The sequence below is a fragment of the Acetobacter okinawensis JCM 25146 genome (assembly GCF_000613865.1).
Taxonomy (GTDB): Bacteria; Pseudomonadota; Alphaproteobacteria; order Acetobacterales; family Acetobacteraceae; genus Acetobacter; species Acetobacter okinawensis.
This window is the reverse complement of the sequence record NZ_BAJU01000056.1, coordinates 1-14,326: the sequence shown is the minus strand read 5'-3', so window position 1 is coordinate 14,326 and position 14,326 is coordinate 1. Positions and strand designations below refer to the sequence as shown.

Genomic DNA, 14,326 nt, shown 5'->3' with positions numbered 1-14,326 from the left:
CCCCGGGCCCGCACTGGTGCTGCTTGGGCTGGATGGCGTAAAAGCCGTGGTGCTGATCGCCTGCATAGCCCTTGGCTGGCTGGGTGGGCGCTGGGTAAGCCAGAAGATAACCCGCACCACCTGATATATGGCGCACGGGGCATGGACAGCACGGCGCACCCGCCGTATTTTCCCCCCGTCATGACCTCCTTATCCGCCCCTACCCGTATTGGCATTGATTTTGGCACGACCAACAGTGTCATTGTCATTGCGCGCCCTGATCGTACGATTCAGACCATCCACTTCCCCACCCCTGACGCGACCACGAGCGAGACCTGCCGCACGCTGCTCGCCCTGTGGCAGGAGATGGACGGGGGGCGGCGCGTGTCCCACCGTGCCGTGGGCGCACATGCCATAGAAGCCCATCTGGACGACCCGGCCGAAACACGGCTGATCATGTCCATGAAGTCTTATCTGGCGCAGGCCAGCTTCCGCGAGACGCAGGTGTTTGGCCAGCGCCTGACGCTGGAAAGCCTGATTGCCACCTTTTTGCAGGAACTGATGGCCCTTGGCGGCCTCTCCCCCGCGCAATGCCATGTCACTGTGGGCCGGCCAGTCCATTTTGTAGGCGACAATGCGGACGATGCGCTGGGCGAGGAACGCCTGCGCGCAGCCTTTGCACAGGCGGGCTTTGCGCATGTCCATGTTATGATGGAACCAGAGGCCGCAGGCTGGCGCTTTATGCAGCGGCTGAACCACCCGGCCACCGTGCTTGTGGGGGACTTTGGCGGCGGCACCAGCGATTTTTCGGTCGTACGGTTCGACCGAGCAGCCACAACGCCACCCGCCCCCTTGGCCATGCAGGCGTGGGGCTGGCGGGGGACCAGTTTGATTTTCGGATTATTGACAATGTTGTCGCCCCTTTTCTGGGGCGGGAAAGCACATTCCGCATTATGGGCGGGGAGCCCCTGCCCGTGCCGATTGAATGGTACCACGCACTGGGCCGCTGGCACCGGCTCTCGCTCATGCGCACGCCGCGTATCCTGAACGAGATAGCCGATGTGGCACGCACCGCATCCGAACCAGGCAAGCTGAAAAACCTGATCGAGCTTGTGCGTGAGCAGCGCGGGCAGGAACTCTACAACGCCGTATCGGCCACCAAGCGCGCGCTGTCCTCCAGCCCCACGGCGCGGTTGCACTTCTCCCAGCCCGGGCTGGAGATTGACACCACACTCCACCGTGCGGATTTTGAACGCTGGATCGCCCCCGACATTGCCCGCCTTGGCGCAGGCATTGATGCAGCCCTAAGCGAGGCGGAACTGGCCCCCGAACAGATTGACCGCGTGTTCCTGACCGGCGGCACATCCTTTGTGCCTGCGGTGCGCGCGCTGTTTACCTCCCGCTTTGGGGAAAACAGGGTGGAACTGGGCGGGGAGTTTGTCTCCGTAGCCGAAGGGCTGGCTCTGGCGGGCGCATAGACCCGCAGGCTAGACCTTGCTTGTTTCCACCGCCCAACAGGCGGGGCATGCGTTGCGCAGCGCGTTCAAATACGCCCCACAAGTAGGTGCAGCGCGGGCGTGGTGAGCATGCTCTGCACCTGACTGACCAGCAAACCACCGATCAGGGCAATACCAAGCGGCTGGCGCAGTTCCATGCCATCCCCCCATCAGCACCAGCGGCAATACACCAAGGGCCGCGGCACAGGTGGTCATGACAATGGGGCGCAGGCGCTGCACCATCAGCAATTTTCAAGGAAGATGTCCCGCCCCTGCGGAAGGCCTCACTTTATGAGACGATCGGGAGAGGCATTTTTTCAAAAAAAAACGAAAAGAATTTGTTTTCTTTAACTGGCCTCCAGATCATGGCCCGGCAGACGACGTTACGGTAATGGATGCTCCCTGCACGGCCAGACCATGCTCGGCCGCCACCCGGCGTAGCAGAATGGCCACTTCCGGTGCCGTGCAGGCAATCCTGCGCCCCGTGCCTGCATCCACAAAAGTCACAGCCAGTGCAGCCTTGCGCTCCGGAGCCACGCTGTAGAGCCATTGCCGGTCGGGCGTCACATCGCGGCGCAGAATGGCGCGCTCTACAAACAGATTCAGGTTACGCTGGATAGACCCCTGCGAGGGCGCGTGCCCATGCTCCATAATCCGCCCCAGCGTTTTCCAGATTTCCACCGCCGTGGCGCGTGGCCCGGATTCCAGCAACCCATGCAGCAGAATGCAACGCAGGTCGGTCATTTTAATACCCACCTCCTCGCACCGCTCCTCCAGCCTGCGCACAACACTGCGGCTGGCCCCCATACCGGGGCGGATCTGGTTCAGGGATGGGGACGAACGGCGGCACTCGGAGAGGGCGTGCATGGCAATGATCCTGTCACGATCAGGGAAAAGAAAAAACGGGAACCTCAGTTCCCACCAGAATGGATATAGAACTCGACGGGTACCGTCAGGGTAATGGGGTCCCCTGCAACGGCATCCGGCGGAATAGGCAGCGGCTGGGCGCGTTTGGGCAGGGCTATGGCCTCCTGATCCAGCAGGGAGTGGCCCGAACTGCTGGCAAGTGTGACCGAGAGCACATGCCCCTTGCGGTCCATGGAGAACGTCACGGTCGGCACCCCTTCCTGGTGGTCGGCCATGGCGTCGGGCGGGTAGCGCTTGAATTTTTCAAGCTGCGCCAGCAGTGCGCCCTGCCATGTCACCGGGTCGTGCGATGCCTTGGAGGATGCAGCCCCCGGAGCCGGGGCCGCCTGCTCGGGCGCGGGTGGTGCTTCCGACGACGGCGGCGCGGTGGAGGCCTCTGCCGGGGGTGTCTTGTCCGGGATTGGCTTTTTGAGCAGGGGTACCAGCTTGTGTTTTTTAACCAGCTTGCGTGGCTTTTCGGGTTTGGGCACCGGCACGGGCGGGTTAGGCGCGGGTGATGGCGGGGCCGTGATCTTGGGCGGAGCCACGGGTGCAGGGTCGGGAATGGACTGGGTCTGCTGTGGTCCCGGCGGCAGGTCGGTTGGGGGCGTTGGCGTGGACAGCGGCTCGGGTGCCATATCAATAGCAATGGCTGCGGGCGGCGGCTCCGGCACGGGTGCTACGGGGGATGGTTGGCACATCACCCACCCGATCACCCCTCCGCTCACCACCAGCACGGCCAGAAAGGACAGTCCCCAGCGCCATGCGTCCTCCCGCCGGGCAAGCCGGAGCTGCCCGCGATGCCAGTCGGCAAAAGACAGCAGGGTTAGGTCCTGCCCGCTCTGCACCGTAACCGCTCCATCAGCCCTGCGGCTCACGGCGCTGCACCAGATGCAGGAGCAGAGGCCGCGGGGGCCGCAGAAGGTGCACCACCTGCGGGCATGGGTGTTGTCCCCGCCTCGCTCCCTTCCTCCTGCCCTTGCAGGTTAACGAGCGCGACCTTGAGATACCCCGCCGTGCGCAGCTTATCCATTACCCCCATCAGCGTGCCGTAATCGACCGTCCTGTCGGCACGCAGGAATATCCGCTCGTCCTTATTGCTTTTGGTTGCACGCTCCAGCGCTCCGGGCAGGGCATCGGTGCTGATGTCCTCCTCCCCCAGTGCCAGCCCGTGGTCGGCCTTGACGGTCAGGAACACCGGGGCGTCGGGGCGCGGTGTGGGCTTTTCGGTCGAAGACGGCAGGTCCACCGGCACATTCACCGTCGTCAGCGGAGCCGTGACCATAAAGATCACCAGCAGCACCAGCATCACGTCAATAAACGGCGTGACGTTGATCTCGCTCGCCTCATGCGGGTTTTCATCAGTATGGCGGATGCGGATCATGCCGCTTACTCCCCTGCCACCGAGCGGCTATCGCGCGAGGCACCAAAACGGACCACCTGCCCGCTGGCGGTCAGCGCGTGCATACGCCCCAGATCACGCGAGACAAGGCGCATAACCAGTGCCGTCAGGTCCGCAACCTGCGCACGGCACGATGCCGTCTGGCGGGCAAGGTGGTTGTAGATCACCACCGCCGGAATAGCAGCCACCAGCCCAAGGGCCGTAGCCAGCAGGGCCTCGGCAATGCCGGGAGCCACCACGGCAAGGCTGGTCGCCTTGCTGGCGGCAATGCCGGTAAACGCGGTCATGATCCCCCAGACCGTGCCAAACAGGCCGATGAAGGGCGAGGTCGCACCAATAGTGGCCAGCACGCCGGTGCCACGCATCAGCCTGCGGCCCTCTGCCGCCTCCAGCCGTTCAAGGTGCAGAACAATGCGCTCCTTCAACCCTTCGCTGTCATCAGGGATGTCGGCTGAGCGTTTACGCTCGGTTTCGGCCGCCATGACCAGCGTGTGGGCAATACCATTATGGCGCGTGCCCTCCTCCCCCAGATCAAGCGTATTGGCCTGCTCCAGCGCCTGCTCGGCACGGAACAGGCGCACCCGCACACGCAGCAGTTCCACCGACTTGGCCAGAAAGATCGTCCATGTCAGCAACGATGCGACAATCAGCAGGATCATCACACAGCGGACCACGGGGCCAGCGTTGAGGAACATCTCCCACGGAGAGTAGGAAATAGGGGCAAGATCGGTCATGAAAGACCTCCTTTGGAAGACGGTCTGCTCCATGCCCGGATCAGGCAGACGACGATGACAACAAGAGGAATAGACAGGCTGCCCCACGACAGAGCGAGCCAGATACCGTGCTGGCCCAGCAGGGCGGACAGCAGGCCAAAAGTGGTCAGCCCCCCCAGTGCGATGGGCCATGGCCAGACCGCAACGCAAGAGCGCGGCGAAGAGGCGGCGAAGGATGATTGGGCCGTTTTAGGGGGGAGGCTGTTCATCGCACGCCCTCCGCCGCCATGGTGGGGTCAGCAGTGGCATCCGCGTCATCCAGTTCGTAACCAAGTGCCCGCAGCCGGGCATCGGTGGCCATTTTCCGCTTGCCTGCCCACAGCACCAGACCGCTGACCAGCACACCGATCACCACCACATCCAGCAGCGCCCACAGGATTTTCAGCGGCATGCCACCGTAATCACCAAAATGCAGCGGGCGGGAGATTTCGAGGAAGCGTAAATACCACGGCATCGGGTATGCCCCTGTCAGTTCCCCCGTACGGGCATCGACCAGCACCGGGGTAAACAGCCGCGCACGCAGGGCAGACGCACCCCGCGTCCACAGCACATAATGCACCGGACTGCCAAAGGACGCGCCGGGGAAGGACAGGCCCGTCACCTCATTACCGGGAGCGGCCTTGGCTGCGGTCTCAAACGCGGCCTGCACGGACGACAGATGGTCCTGCGATGGCACGGGCAGGTCGGCATAGGGGCGCAAAATCTGCCGCACATCGGTCACACGCCACAGGCCGAACAGTGGCGTCTGGAGTTCATTGACCAGTCCCGTAAAACCCACCACCGTTGCCCAGACCAGTGTGGCAACCCCCAGCAGATTGTGCAGGTCCAGCCATGTCAGGCGTTTGGCCCGGTCCCGCCTGACAGAGCCGAACTGAAGGCGCTTCATAAACCGGCCATACAACACCGTGCCGGACACTAGCGAAGCAACAAAGACACCGCCCATAAAGCCCAGAAACAAACGACCAGGCAGATACGCGAACAGGCTGATATGCAGGCGATTGCAGGTACCCATGATGATGCCGGTCCAGGTACGCGGTTCTTTGGGCCCATCCGCCGGGCGCGACTGTTCCAGCACCTTGGCTGTGCGGGCATCAAATTTTATCCAGTGGCTGGAGTTGCGGTCCGGATAATTCTCGTCGTCCTTGAGCGCCTGCCAACTGGGGGCCATGGAGACCAGAACAGCCGGCTCATCATCATCAGGTGCCACATTGGTGATGATCTGGCCCGGATAAAGGGTGCGGGCCTTTGCTACGACCACGTCAAGACTGACGTTGGGCGTGCCGGGGGGCAGCACCTCATAGGGTGGGTCATCATCCCCTACAAACGTGTCCCATATCTGCTCGGAAAACAGCAGAGGCAGACCGGTCACGCACACGATCAGCAGGAACAGCGTGCAAACAAGGCTCGTCCATTTATGCACCACAAACCAGCGGCGGAGCGTACGGGTTGTCATGAAAACTGCACGCTCACAAATGCGTGTAAGAGTGAGTCGCAACTCTGTTCTGCGTAAAACACCACCGGGTCCATACGAGCACACGCCTTTGAATGCGTCGGAAATCGGGAATATTCCGCCTGTTACCGCCAGATTACGCACGGTGCACGACAGCTCCCTCACCTACAAAGACGATCGAGATCATGCTTTTTTCTCAGGACCCTGAAATTTTTTTCTGTCGCGCCAGCACATAAGGATTTACCGGCATGACGCCCCTTACCACATATTGCGGGGATATTGCGAGTCTTTCGCATTTGCGTTACAGGCATGGGTTATCGTGGCACACGACATGCCTTTGCCAACCACCCCGCCCCGTTGTGACCCATGACAGGAATGGACCACGCGCATGACGTCCTGGAGCACACTTCTGACAACGCTTTTCCGCTCAGAGCAGCGAAAGGTGGAAGCTCTGGCCAGAAGAAAATGTACAGACCCCGAACAGGCCGCAGATGTCATGCAGGATGCCTTTATGCGGCTCAGTCGGCTGGCAGAACCCGATGCCGTCAACAATCCGGGGCGACTACTCTTTACCACCGCGTTGGCGTTCTGCCCTCGATAACGTAGGACCTCGACCGCAAATCATCGCTTACACTGCGCGGCATGTATATGTACACACTGGAAAATGGCTGAAATTACCTTCAGAACGCATTATACGATTATACCAAAACATACACACAGAATTTGTATAACCCGACAACCACCAAACTGCCCTGTCTGGACCTGTATTCCAGCGCATGCTGTGACGCACCAACCACTTACGCGAACAGCCCTCCCCCGTACTATAACCCCCCATATGGATAAGCACAGGGCAACACCTTAATGGGTGCATGCGGGGGAGCGTATAATTCAATAATTTAATCTTTTTCGTTACGTAAAAAGAATCATTTTTCTTGACCTATTCATTCCATTATCGCACTAATTGGCTATAGCGATTCCATTAGGCGTATCATCTAGATGCTCGATAAATCTAATCTAGACCTACACCACCTCAGGTCTTTTCTGGCTGTGGCAGAAACACTCCACTTTACTTCGGCTGCCCATCTGCGCGGGGTCAGCCAGTCCACGATCAGCCTGCATATCCACCGTCTGGAGGAAGCCCTTGGAATCTCCCTTCTTTCCCGTTCCACCAAGGTGGTGGAATTAACAGACTCCGGTCACGCCCTTATCCGCCTTGCACAGGAAACCTTGCAGTCCCACGACCGTATTTTTCAGCTTTCAGCCCACTTCAAAACACAGAGTCATATCAGAATAGGGCTGACGGAAGACCTTGTTCTGTCTGAATTTCCTCTTGTTTTAAGGAATTTTCGTAGCCAGCACACACAGACACAGATCAGCCTGACCACCGGGTTAAGCCATACGCTACGTACGTCTGGGCAGTGGAGATATTGATCTGATGTTTGGCATGCAGGGCCCGAGCGAAACACACGGCACCCTTCTATGGCAGGAGAAACTGAAATGGTACATGCACCCCGAAGAAACCCTGCACAAAAAACAGTCCGTTCCACTGGTTGTTTTTCCAGAAGGCAGTGTAACGCGCCGTATTGCGCTGGAAACACTCAACCGCCACAACATCAACTGGCATATCGCCTTTTGCAGCGATAGCCTGAGCGCGCTCCTTGGTGCGGTCAAAGCGGGTTATGGCTGCACGCTTCAACCCAGCTTCCTGCAACGCAGCGCTCTTGCCTCGCCCATCATCATGCCAGATCTACCGGAACCGCCGCCTGTCGGTTTTGTCGCGCTGAATAACAGACAGGAATTCAGCTCCCTTGAAAACATGCTGATAGATGCAACGAAAGACGCCTTTCCAACCTGATATCGGCTTTTTACGAACAGGCTTTGCCATGACCCCCGCCCCCTTTTCGCCAAAATGTTACGTTCCCGTATTGTCTTTGTGTGTGACCGCGTTGCTCGGCACCCTGCCTGCATCTGCCGCACCCCTACACGGCAGCACGGATGCATCTGCCGCCAACATGGTTGTCCATGCCAAACGGCTGGACGATATACTGGCCCGCTCCATGACGGACCCCGCCGTACCGGCCTATGTGCCCGCCATCAACACACCTGCTGGCGTGCCTGCCCCGCCTTCCACCAACAGCGCAAACTCCAACACGCCGCAGCCTTACCTGTTTTCGCTGCATACAAAACCGGTCATGTCCGCAGGTAAGTATCTGGCGCGCAATGGCGTTTATATTACCGGGTGGAGTGTCTCCGAGTATTCGGGCGTGCCTGCTGGTGGCATCAAACATGGTTCCTTCTTCAACAACTTTGCAGGCCTGGGGGTCGATCTGGATATGCAGCGCATCGCCCATATTCCGGGTGCCAAAATCCACTTTCTGGCCGATGATGTTGCGGGCAATGGGCGCGCTGGGGGCTTTACCGGCTCCAACTGGGGTTTTGTCTCCTACTACGGCAACCATAACGGCTTTCAGGTAAGGGAATTTACGTGGGATCAGGCGCTGTTCAACAACCGCCTGTTTATTATGGCCGGACGCTCCATGCCAAAAGGTGGAGAATTTGATGGCTCCGACCTGTACTGCATGTTCCCCTCCTTCCTGTGTTCGGTGCCCACCACCCTTACGGTCAACGGTTCCATGCCGTCGTTTGTCACGTCCTCCTGGGGGGCGCGTTTCCTTTATAAGCCAACGGAAAAAACCTATATCAAAACGGGCATATGGGAGGCTGAGCCCTGGCTCAAGGCGGGCAACCACAATAGCTGGCCCGGCCCGGACTGGGGTTTTGACAAAGCACAGGGGGAATATATTCCGACTGAGGCAGGTTACCGCACCAACTTTACCAATGACCGCTACCCCCGTGCCTATTCCATAGGTTTTGTCTACGACACCGCCAGCTATTCCGACCCGCTCTACAACAACCGTGGCCAGTCCCGCGCACTGTATGGTGGCACAGCCATGAACCGCCGTGGCCGCACGCAACTGTACCTGCAGGCGCAACAGATGATCTGGAAACCCGAAGAAAAGGGAACACGCGGCCTGATCCTGTTTGGTGCGGCCAACCTGATGACCTCTGGCAACGCCACAATCCGCGATGGTTTTGTGGCCGGGGTGTTTGACTGGGGGCCCTTTGCGTCCCGCCCGCGTGACTACATTGGTCTGGTCGGTCAAACCTTTGTCTGGGACCACCGTTTTGTGCAGGGTATGAACGACACACTCAGCGCACACGGCCACTCCGCCCGCTGGGCAAAGCAGGAGACCATGGCGGAAATAAACTATGGTTTCAATATTGCACCGGGTGTCATGTTCACCCCGTATTTTGAATATATCTGGAACCCCGACCAGCTTGGCCGCAAAAACATCATCCCCAACCTCAACACTGCGGTACAGGCCGGCGCGATGCTGAACATCCAGTTCAGTCCCGCTTTTGGTCTCCCCACCCTACACCGCACACGCAGCTGACAGGCACGGACTGCTCACACGCCCCCTCTTTTCAAGGATAAAGCAGATGATTGCAGTAAAATGGCAGCAGATGATTGCGGGCCTCCTGTGTATGGGGGCCATCTCATCCCCGCAATATGTGTGGACGCTGTTTACCCCGGCCCTGAAAGTTGACTTCAACACCAGTGCAGCTGCGTTGCAGGTCACTTTTTCCCTGCTTATTGTGCTCCAGACCCTTTTTTCCCCCATTCAGGCTGGATTGCCAAACACATCCACCCCCGCAGCCTGATTATGGTGGGCATTGTGATAACCGGCGCAAGCTGGGTCGCCACCGCAAAGGTACAAAGCCTGAACATGCTTTACCTGACCTATGGCGGGCTCGGTGGCATTGGTACGGGCATTGTCTACGTAGGCGTTGTCTCCCTGCTTATGCAGTGGTTCCCCAAAAACCGGGGTATGGCCGCAGGGGCTGCAGCAGCGGGGTATGGCATGGGGGCGATGCTGACCACCTTCCCCATTTCTCACCTTCTGGCAGCATCGGGCTGGCGGACGACCATGGTGGTGTTCGGCCTTGTTATGATTGCAGCAGGCCTGGTTGCGGCTTTTTTCCTCAAGACACCACAGGCCGACGTGGTGCAGACTGGTCTGGCGACAGAAGGCACGGGTTACACAACATCTTACGTTGTTAAAACACCCCTGTTCTGGCTGATGTTTTTTATGATGGCAACCATGGCCACCTCCGGCCTTATGGTCACCTCCCAGCTTGCGCAGATTGCAACAGATTTTGGGGTAGCGCATCTGAGCATTCTGGGAATGGCGGCTCTTCCGCTGGCCATGACGCTCGACCGTATTGCCAATGGCGTCACACGGCCCTTGTTCGGCTGGATTTCCGACCGTCTTGGGCGTGAGCAGACCATGGCTTTTGCCTTTACGCTGGAAGCCATCGCCCTGACCTGCTGGCTGGCACTGGCCAACCACCCGGTTGCCTTTGTCCTGCTATCCGGCGTGGTGTTCCTTGGCTGGGGTGAAATTTTCTCCCTCTTCCCCGCTACCCTGACGGACACATTTGGCACCCGCGATGCCTCGCGCAATTACGGCCTGCTTTACATGGCTCAGGGGGTTGGCGCCATATTTGGTGGCCCGCTGGCGGCGTGGCTGCACCAGAGTAGCGGCAACTGGCACCCGGTGTTCGCTCTGGCCATAGGCGGTGACCTGCTTACCGCCCTGCTGGCATTTGCCGTGCTGCGCCCCATGCGCCGCCGCTTTATGCAAGGCAACCCCCATGCGTAAGCTGGACCCTTTTTTAACAGCACTTATCGGTGCGGTCGTGCTGGCAACTTTTCTGCCCTGCCACGGCCTTGCCACCACCGTTTTGGAATATGTGACTGATGCCTGCATCATGGTTATGTTTTTCATGCAAGGGCTCAAGCTGGAACGGCGCGCCATACTGGACAATATGCGCAACTGGCAGTTACAGGGGCTGGTGCTGGCCTGCACGTTTGCCCTGTTTCCCGCACTTGGCCTGGGCCTGCATGCCTTGGCACCGGGGCTTATGGAAAACAACCTATGGCTGGGCGTACTGTTCCTGTGCTGCCTGCCTTCTACCGTACAGTCCTCCATTGCGCTGACATCCCTCGCCAATGGCAATGTTGCTGCGTCCATCTGTGCGGCAACCCTTTCCAACATTGCAGGGATTTTCATAACCCCGGTGCTTGTTTCCCTTGTCCTGCACACGCATGGGGTCTGGTCCGCACATGCCATAATCGGCATTACCTTACAGCTTCTGCTGCCTTTTGTGGCCGGGCAGCTCCTTCAGCCTTTTTGTACAAATGGGCCCATCGCAACAAAAAATCATTTCTGTAACAGACCGCTCGTCCATCATTCTTGTTGTTTACACGGCCTTCAGCCACGCCGTGGTGGAAGGCATATGGCTGCAACTCTCGGCGCGTAATATTGCCACCCTGATTGCGGTTGATACGGGCCTGCTGCTGGCGGTACTAACCCTAACTCTTATGACCGGAAAAATATTCGGGTTTTCCTCCAAAGATGAGGTCTCCCTCATTCTCTGCGGCTCAAAAAAATCTCTCGCATCCGGCGTGCCCATGGCCAATGTGCTGTTCCCTGCCTCCACTGCTGGTTTTGTTATTCTGCCGCTTATTCTTTACCACCAGATCCAGCTTTTTCTCTGCACGCTTATTGCCCGTCATTATCATAACAAACATCTTGCGGACGTCTGATGCTCCATACATTCCATGCAACACGCGGTATGGTGACATCACCGCATCATCTGGCAAGCCAGTCCGGGCTTGATATTCTCAAAAAAGGAGGCACCGCGCTGGAGGCCGTTGTGGCCACGGCTGCCACGCTTTCCGCCGTTTACCCCCATATGACCGGTCTGGGGGGAGATTCCTTCTGGCTTATTTCCTACCCGGATGGGCGCACCTGCGTCATAGACGCATGCGGAGCAGCGGCTGCACAGGCCTCTCTCCAGCTCTATCGCAGTGCGGGCCATACCAGCATCCCATGGCGGGGTGGGCTGGCCGCCAACAGCATGGCTGGGGCCGTTTCAGGCTGGGAGGAAGCCTTGCGCCAAAGCGCCAGTCTTCAGCCCAATCTGCCTTTGCAGGACCTTCTGGCTGACGCAACCCATTACGCGGAATGTGGCTATGCCGTATCGGACAGTGAGGCGACACTCCTGCATGAAAAGCAGGCAGAACTGGCAGAAAACCATGCTTTTGTGGGCTCCTATACCGGAGCGGACGGACTGCTCACCCATGGAGAAATACGCCGCAACCCTGCGCTGGGCCGCAGCTTAAGGCATCTGGCCGAACACGGCCTGCACAGCTTTTATACCGGCCCCATGGCCCACGCCCTGTGCGCGGACCTTGCCAGAGCGGGCAGCCCCCTGAGCCATGAGGATTTTTTGCGCCACAAGGCTACCTTGGCCAAACCGTTGCACACAACCATACGGGGCAGCACACTCTACAACACGCCCCCACCCACACAGGGTGTTGCATCACTCGCCATTCTCAGAATTTTTGACCTGCTGCATGCGGCGGAGGCCGAAAGCTTTGCCCATATTCATGGTCTGGTGGAAGCCACCAAAAAAGCCTTCCTGTTCCGCAATGCCCATGTCGGTGACCCGGCCTACATGACCGCCTGCGCACAATCTTTTTTGAATGATACTGACCAGATCAACCAGCTCGCACAAAACATCAACATGCACAAGGCCATGCCATGGCCCGCCCCCTCGCAGCAGGCGACACAACATGGATGGGAGCGATTGATTCATCCGGTGTTGCGGTCAGCATGATCCAGAGCCTGTATTTTGAATTCGGCTCGGGTGTCTTTTTACCAGAATCCGGGATGATATGGCAAAACAGAGGTTCAAGCTTCCAGCTTTCTGAATCCGGCTGGAACAGCCTGCGGCCCGGCCGCAAGCCTTTCCATACCCTCAACCCCGCACTGGCGCGCTTTGATGATGGCCGCACCATGGTGTACGGCACCATGGGGGGAGAAGGACAACCGCAGACACAGGCGGCCATTTTCTCGCGCTATGCCCGTTATGGTGTGCCCCTGCAACAGGCTGTTACGGCACCACGCTGGCTTCTGGGCCGCACATGGGGGATGGAAAGTATCTCGCTCAAAATGGAGAGTTCTTTCTCCCCCTCCCTTGTGCAGGAACTGCGGAACGCGGGCCATGACATAGAGCTGGTGGCACCTTTTTCTTCCATGATGGGACATGCAGGGGCTCTGGTCCGGCATGGCAATGGTCTGCTTGAAGGGGCTTTTGATCCACGGAGCGATGGCTGCGTCGCCGCTTTTTGACCTCAGCGCCCCAGCAGGTGTGGTGCCCCCATAGGCCGGACCACACCTGAACAATCGCCGCACCAGCACCGCTTATTGGTCTGAGCCAGCGGCTGCATGGCAGGCGTTGTAAAATTACATCACATTCTGATATTTTTATACAATGTACTGTTTTTATTTGTTCTTCAATAAAAGCACGGACTAATGTCGTTTTGTATCCACCCCGGCGTCCGCCCTGTAGCCATCACCCCTACCGGCCCGCTCAGGCAGGATACATGATCAGGAGATCGTTCATATTTCTAAGGTGAGTGGTGATAAAGCGTATTTTGGCAACCGCCCCGGCAAATGCAGTTTTAGGCCGCATTTTTCAGACACACTCGCCATGGCTCCTCTCCTACCTCAAGCGTCGTCTTGGCTCGCATGACGGTGCGGAGGATGCTGTTCTGGAACTCTTTACCCGGCTGGCTGCAAGCAGCAATGCCGAAGAGTTGCAAAACCCACGCGCCTACCTGCTTGTCGCTGCCTGCCGACTGATCCGCGAGTTACAGGGCCGCCACATGCTGGAAACCAGCTATCTGGACGCACTCTCCCGGCAGGGGGAACAGACCACCGCACGCCTGAGCAGCAGACACAGCATATGCAGGCCATACAGAAAATCGACAAAGCGCTGGAAAAAATACCCGCCAAGGCCCGCACCGTCATCAGCCGCAGACGCTGTTTGACCACGGCGGGCGCGACAAAGAATGCGGCAGCGATTTCCTCTTCGGACATGCCCTTCTCCAGCATGTCACGAAAGGCGCGAAACTGGTCCAGCGGATGCAGGGCCAGCCGCTGGACGTTCTCGGCCAGAGAGTCATCCTCGGCAAGAATGGCCGACCCGGCCTCGCGTACGACGCAGGGCACCGGGGCGGTCTTCGCCAGTTTCTTCTGCTTCACCAGCAGTTCAAGGGCACGGAAGCGCCGTCCGCCGACAGGGACTTCGTAAGTGCCGGTCTCGGCCCAATCGCCGTCCAGCACGGGGCGGACGTTCAGGCCCTGCAGCAGCCCGCGGCGCTCTATGTCGCGGGCGAGTTCCTCAA

The 14,326-nt window shown here is 58.8% G+C and carries 16 protein-coding genes and 3 pseudogenes; 11 read left to right on the top strand and 8 right to left on the bottom strand.

The features are described 5' to 3' along the window. Nucleotides 1-141 precede the first annotated feature (141 nt). Nucleotides 142-1,457, top strand: a pseudogene (locus tag JCM25146_RS19810) (Hsp70 family protein). A gap of 65 nt (nucleotides 1,458-1,522) precedes the next feature. On the opposite strand, the gene JCM25146_RS24680 reads toward JCM25146_RS19810, so the two are convergent. The 7 genes from JCM25146_RS24680 to JCM25146_RS14260 all read right to left on the bottom strand — a co-directional run bounded on the left by JCM25146_RS24680 (nucleotide 1,523) and on the right by JCM25146_RS14260 (nucleotide 6,009). Next, nucleotides 1,523-1,633 (bottom strand): hypothetical protein, encoded by a 111-nt coding sequence (locus JCM25146_RS24680; RefSeq protein ID WP_277909617.1) that lies wholly within the window; start codon nucleotides 1,631-1,633, stop codon nucleotides 1,523-1,525. Nucleotides 1,634-1,838: 205 nt separating this feature from the next. Next, the gene (locus JCM25146_RS19805) at nucleotides 1,839-2,342 is read right to left on the bottom strand and encodes a Fur family transcriptional regulator (RefSeq protein ID WP_148299113.1); all 504 of its coding nucleotides are present in this window, start codon (nucleotides 2,340-2,342) and stop codon (nucleotides 1,839-1,841) included. Between the two features lie 44 nt (nucleotides 2,343-2,386). Next, nucleotides 2,387-3,259 carry an energy transducer TonB family protein gene (locus JCM25146_RS14280; RefSeq protein WP_025828857.1) on the bottom strand — a complete coding sequence of 291 codons (873 nt, stop codon included), beginning with the start codon at nucleotides 3,257-3,259 and terminating at the stop codon, nucleotides 2,387-2,389. Next, nucleotides 3,256-3,765: a TonB system transport protein ExbD gene (exbD, locus tag JCM25146_RS14275; protein WP_025828856.1), complete on the bottom strand. Its 510-nt coding sequence runs from the start codon at nucleotides 3,763-3,765 to the stop codon at nucleotides 3,256-3,258. Before exbD ends, JCM25146_RS14280 begins: the two co-directional genes overlap by 4 nt. 5 nt (nucleotides 3,766-3,770) lie before the next feature. Next, on the bottom strand, nucleotides 3,771-4,517 hold the full coding sequence (gene exbB / locus JCM25146_RS14270; protein WP_025828855.1) for a tonB-system energizer ExbB: 747 nt from the start codon (nucleotides 4,515-4,517) through the stop codon (nucleotides 3,771-3,773). Then, nucleotides 4,514-4,765, bottom strand: a complete 252-nt coding sequence (locus JCM25146_RS14265; protein ID WP_025828853.1) for a hypothetical protein — start codon at nucleotides 4,763-4,765, stop codon at nucleotides 4,514-4,516. Before JCM25146_RS14265 ends, exbB begins: the two co-directional genes overlap by 4 nt. Further along, entirely contained in the window at nucleotides 4,762-6,009 is a 1,248-nt protein-coding gene (locus JCM25146_RS14260; protein ID WP_025828851.1) for a PepSY-associated TM helix domain-containing protein, read from the bottom strand. The genes JCM25146_RS14265 and JCM25146_RS14260 overlap by 4 nt, the downstream gene beginning before the upstream one ends. 385 nt (nucleotides 6,010-6,394) lie before the next feature. On the opposite strand from JCM25146_RS14260, the gene JCM25146_RS14255 reads away from it, so the two are divergent. From JCM25146_RS14255 to JCM25146_RS25050, 10 genes and pseudogenes are all read left to right on the top strand, one after another. Next, nucleotides 6,395-6,607 (top strand): sigma factor, encoded by a 213-nt coding sequence (locus JCM25146_RS14255; protein WP_025828849.1) that lies wholly within the window; start codon nucleotides 6,395-6,397, stop codon nucleotides 6,605-6,607. Nucleotides 6,608-7,002: 395 nt separating this feature from the next. Then, nucleotides 7,003-7,437 carry a LysR family transcriptional regulator gene (locus JCM25146_RS22230; protein ID WP_148299112.1) on the top strand — a complete coding sequence of 145 codons (435 nt, stop codon included), beginning with the start codon at nucleotides 7,003-7,005 and terminating at the stop codon, nucleotides 7,435-7,437. 4 nt (nucleotides 7,438-7,441) lie between these two features. Further along, complete coding sequence (locus JCM25146_RS22225; RefSeq protein WP_148299111.1) at nucleotides 7,442-7,861, top strand: LysR substrate-binding domain-containing protein; 420 nt, start codon at nucleotides 7,442-7,444, stop codon at nucleotides 7,859-7,861. A gap of 28 nt (nucleotides 7,862-7,889) precedes the next feature. Beyond that, a complete protein-coding gene (locus JCM25146_RS14245; RefSeq protein ID WP_025828847.1) occupies nucleotides 7,890-9,461 on the top strand; it encodes a carbohydrate porin in 1,572 nt (523 codons plus the stop codon). 46 nt (nucleotides 9,462-9,507) lie between these two features. After that, on the top strand, nucleotides 9,508-9,729 hold the full coding sequence (locus JCM25146_RS24255; protein ID WP_242401170.1) for a hypothetical protein: 222 nt from the start codon (nucleotides 9,508-9,510) through the stop codon (nucleotides 9,727-9,729). 2 nt (nucleotides 9,730-9,731) lie between these two features. Next, complete coding sequence (locus tag JCM25146_RS19795; protein ID WP_242401169.1) at nucleotides 9,732-10,730, top strand: MFS transporter; 999 nt, start codon at nucleotides 9,732-9,734, stop codon at nucleotides 10,728-10,730. Further along, the gene (locus JCM25146_RS19790) at nucleotides 10,723-11,391 is read left to right on the top strand and encodes a bile acid:sodium symporter (RefSeq protein WP_277909616.1); all 669 of its coding nucleotides are present in this window, start codon (nucleotides 10,723-10,725) and stop codon (nucleotides 11,389-11,391) included. The genes JCM25146_RS19795 and JCM25146_RS19790 overlap by 8 nt, the downstream gene beginning before the upstream one ends. Further along, nucleotides 11,291-11,677, top strand: a complete 387-nt coding sequence (locus tag JCM25146_RS24675; RefSeq protein WP_277909618.1) for a bile acid:sodium symporter — start codon at nucleotides 11,291-11,293, stop codon at nucleotides 11,675-11,677. The genes JCM25146_RS19790 and JCM25146_RS24675 overlap by 101 nt, the downstream gene beginning before the upstream one ends. After that, nucleotides 11,677-13,268 (top strand): annotated as a pseudogene (locus tag JCM25146_RS19785) (gamma-glutamyltransferase family protein). The gene JCM25146_RS24675 and the pseudogene JCM25146_RS19785 overlap by 1 nt, the downstream one beginning before the upstream one ends. Nucleotides 13,269-13,555: 287 nt before the next feature. Further along, nucleotides 13,556-13,969 carry a sigma factor gene (locus JCM25146_RS25050; protein ID WP_081774889.1) on the top strand — a complete coding sequence of 138 codons (414 nt, stop codon included), beginning with the start codon at nucleotides 13,556-13,558 and terminating at the stop codon, nucleotides 13,967-13,969. Here JCM25146_RS25050 and JCM25146_RS21700 read toward each other — a convergent pair. After that, a pseudogene (locus tag JCM25146_RS21700) lies at nucleotides 13,941-14,326 on the bottom strand (ParB/Srx family N-terminal domain-containing protein); the annotation flags it as partial. The gene JCM25146_RS25050 and the pseudogene JCM25146_RS21700 sit on opposite strands and share 29 nt — an antisense overlap.

What these genes read in the sequence shown, in the direction of transcription:
- JCM25146_RS24680 (WP_277909617.1), bottom strand. Translation starts at nt 1,633, where the DNA reads ATGGAACTGCGCCAGCCGCTTGGTATTGCCCTGATCGGTGGTTTGCTG.
- JCM25146_RS19805 (WP_148299113.1), bottom strand. Translation starts at nt 2,342, where the DNA reads ATGCACGCCCTCTCCGAGTGCCGCCGTTCGTCCCCATCCCTGAACCAG.
- exbD (WP_025828856.1), bottom strand. Translation starts at nt 3,765, where the DNA reads ATGATCCGCATCCGCCATACTGATGAAAACCCGCATGAGGCGAGCGAG.
- exbB (WP_025828855.1), bottom strand. Translation starts at nt 4,517, where the DNA reads ATGACCGATCTTGCCCCTATTTCCTACTCTCCGTGGGAGATGTTCCTC.
- JCM25146_RS14265 (WP_025828853.1), bottom strand. Translation starts at nt 4,765, where the DNA reads ATGAACAGCCTCCCCCCTAAAACGGCCCAATCATCCTTCGCCGCCTCT.
- JCM25146_RS14260 (WP_025828851.1), bottom strand. Translation starts at nt 6,009, where the DNA reads ATGACAACCCGTACGCTCCGCCGCTGGTTTGTGGTGCATAAATGGACG.
- JCM25146_RS14255 (WP_025828849.1), top strand. Translation starts at nt 6,395, where the DNA reads ATGACGTCCTGGAGCACACTTCTGACAACGCTTTTCCGCTCAGAGCAG.
- JCM25146_RS22230 (WP_148299112.1), top strand. Translation starts at nt 7,003, where the DNA reads ATGCTCGATAAATCTAATCTAGACCTACACCACCTCAGGTCTTTTCTG.
- JCM25146_RS22225 (WP_148299111.1), top strand. Translation starts at nt 7,442, where the DNA reads ATGTTTGGCATGCAGGGCCCGAGCGAAACACACGGCACCCTTCTATGG.
- JCM25146_RS14245 (WP_025828847.1), top strand. Translation starts at nt 7,890, where the DNA reads ATGACCCCCGCCCCCTTTTCGCCAAAATGTTACGTTCCCGTATTGTCT.
- JCM25146_RS24255 (WP_242401170.1), top strand. Translation starts at nt 9,508, where the DNA reads ATGATTGCAGTAAAATGGCAGCAGATGATTGCGGGCCTCCTGTGTATG.
- JCM25146_RS19795 (WP_242401169.1), top strand. Translation starts at nt 9,732, where the DNA reads ATGGTGGGCATTGTGATAACCGGCGCAAGCTGGGTCGCCACCGCAAAG.
- JCM25146_RS19790 (WP_277909616.1), top strand. Translation starts at nt 10,723, where the DNA reads ATGCGTAAGCTGGACCCTTTTTTAACAGCACTTATCGGTGCGGTCGTG.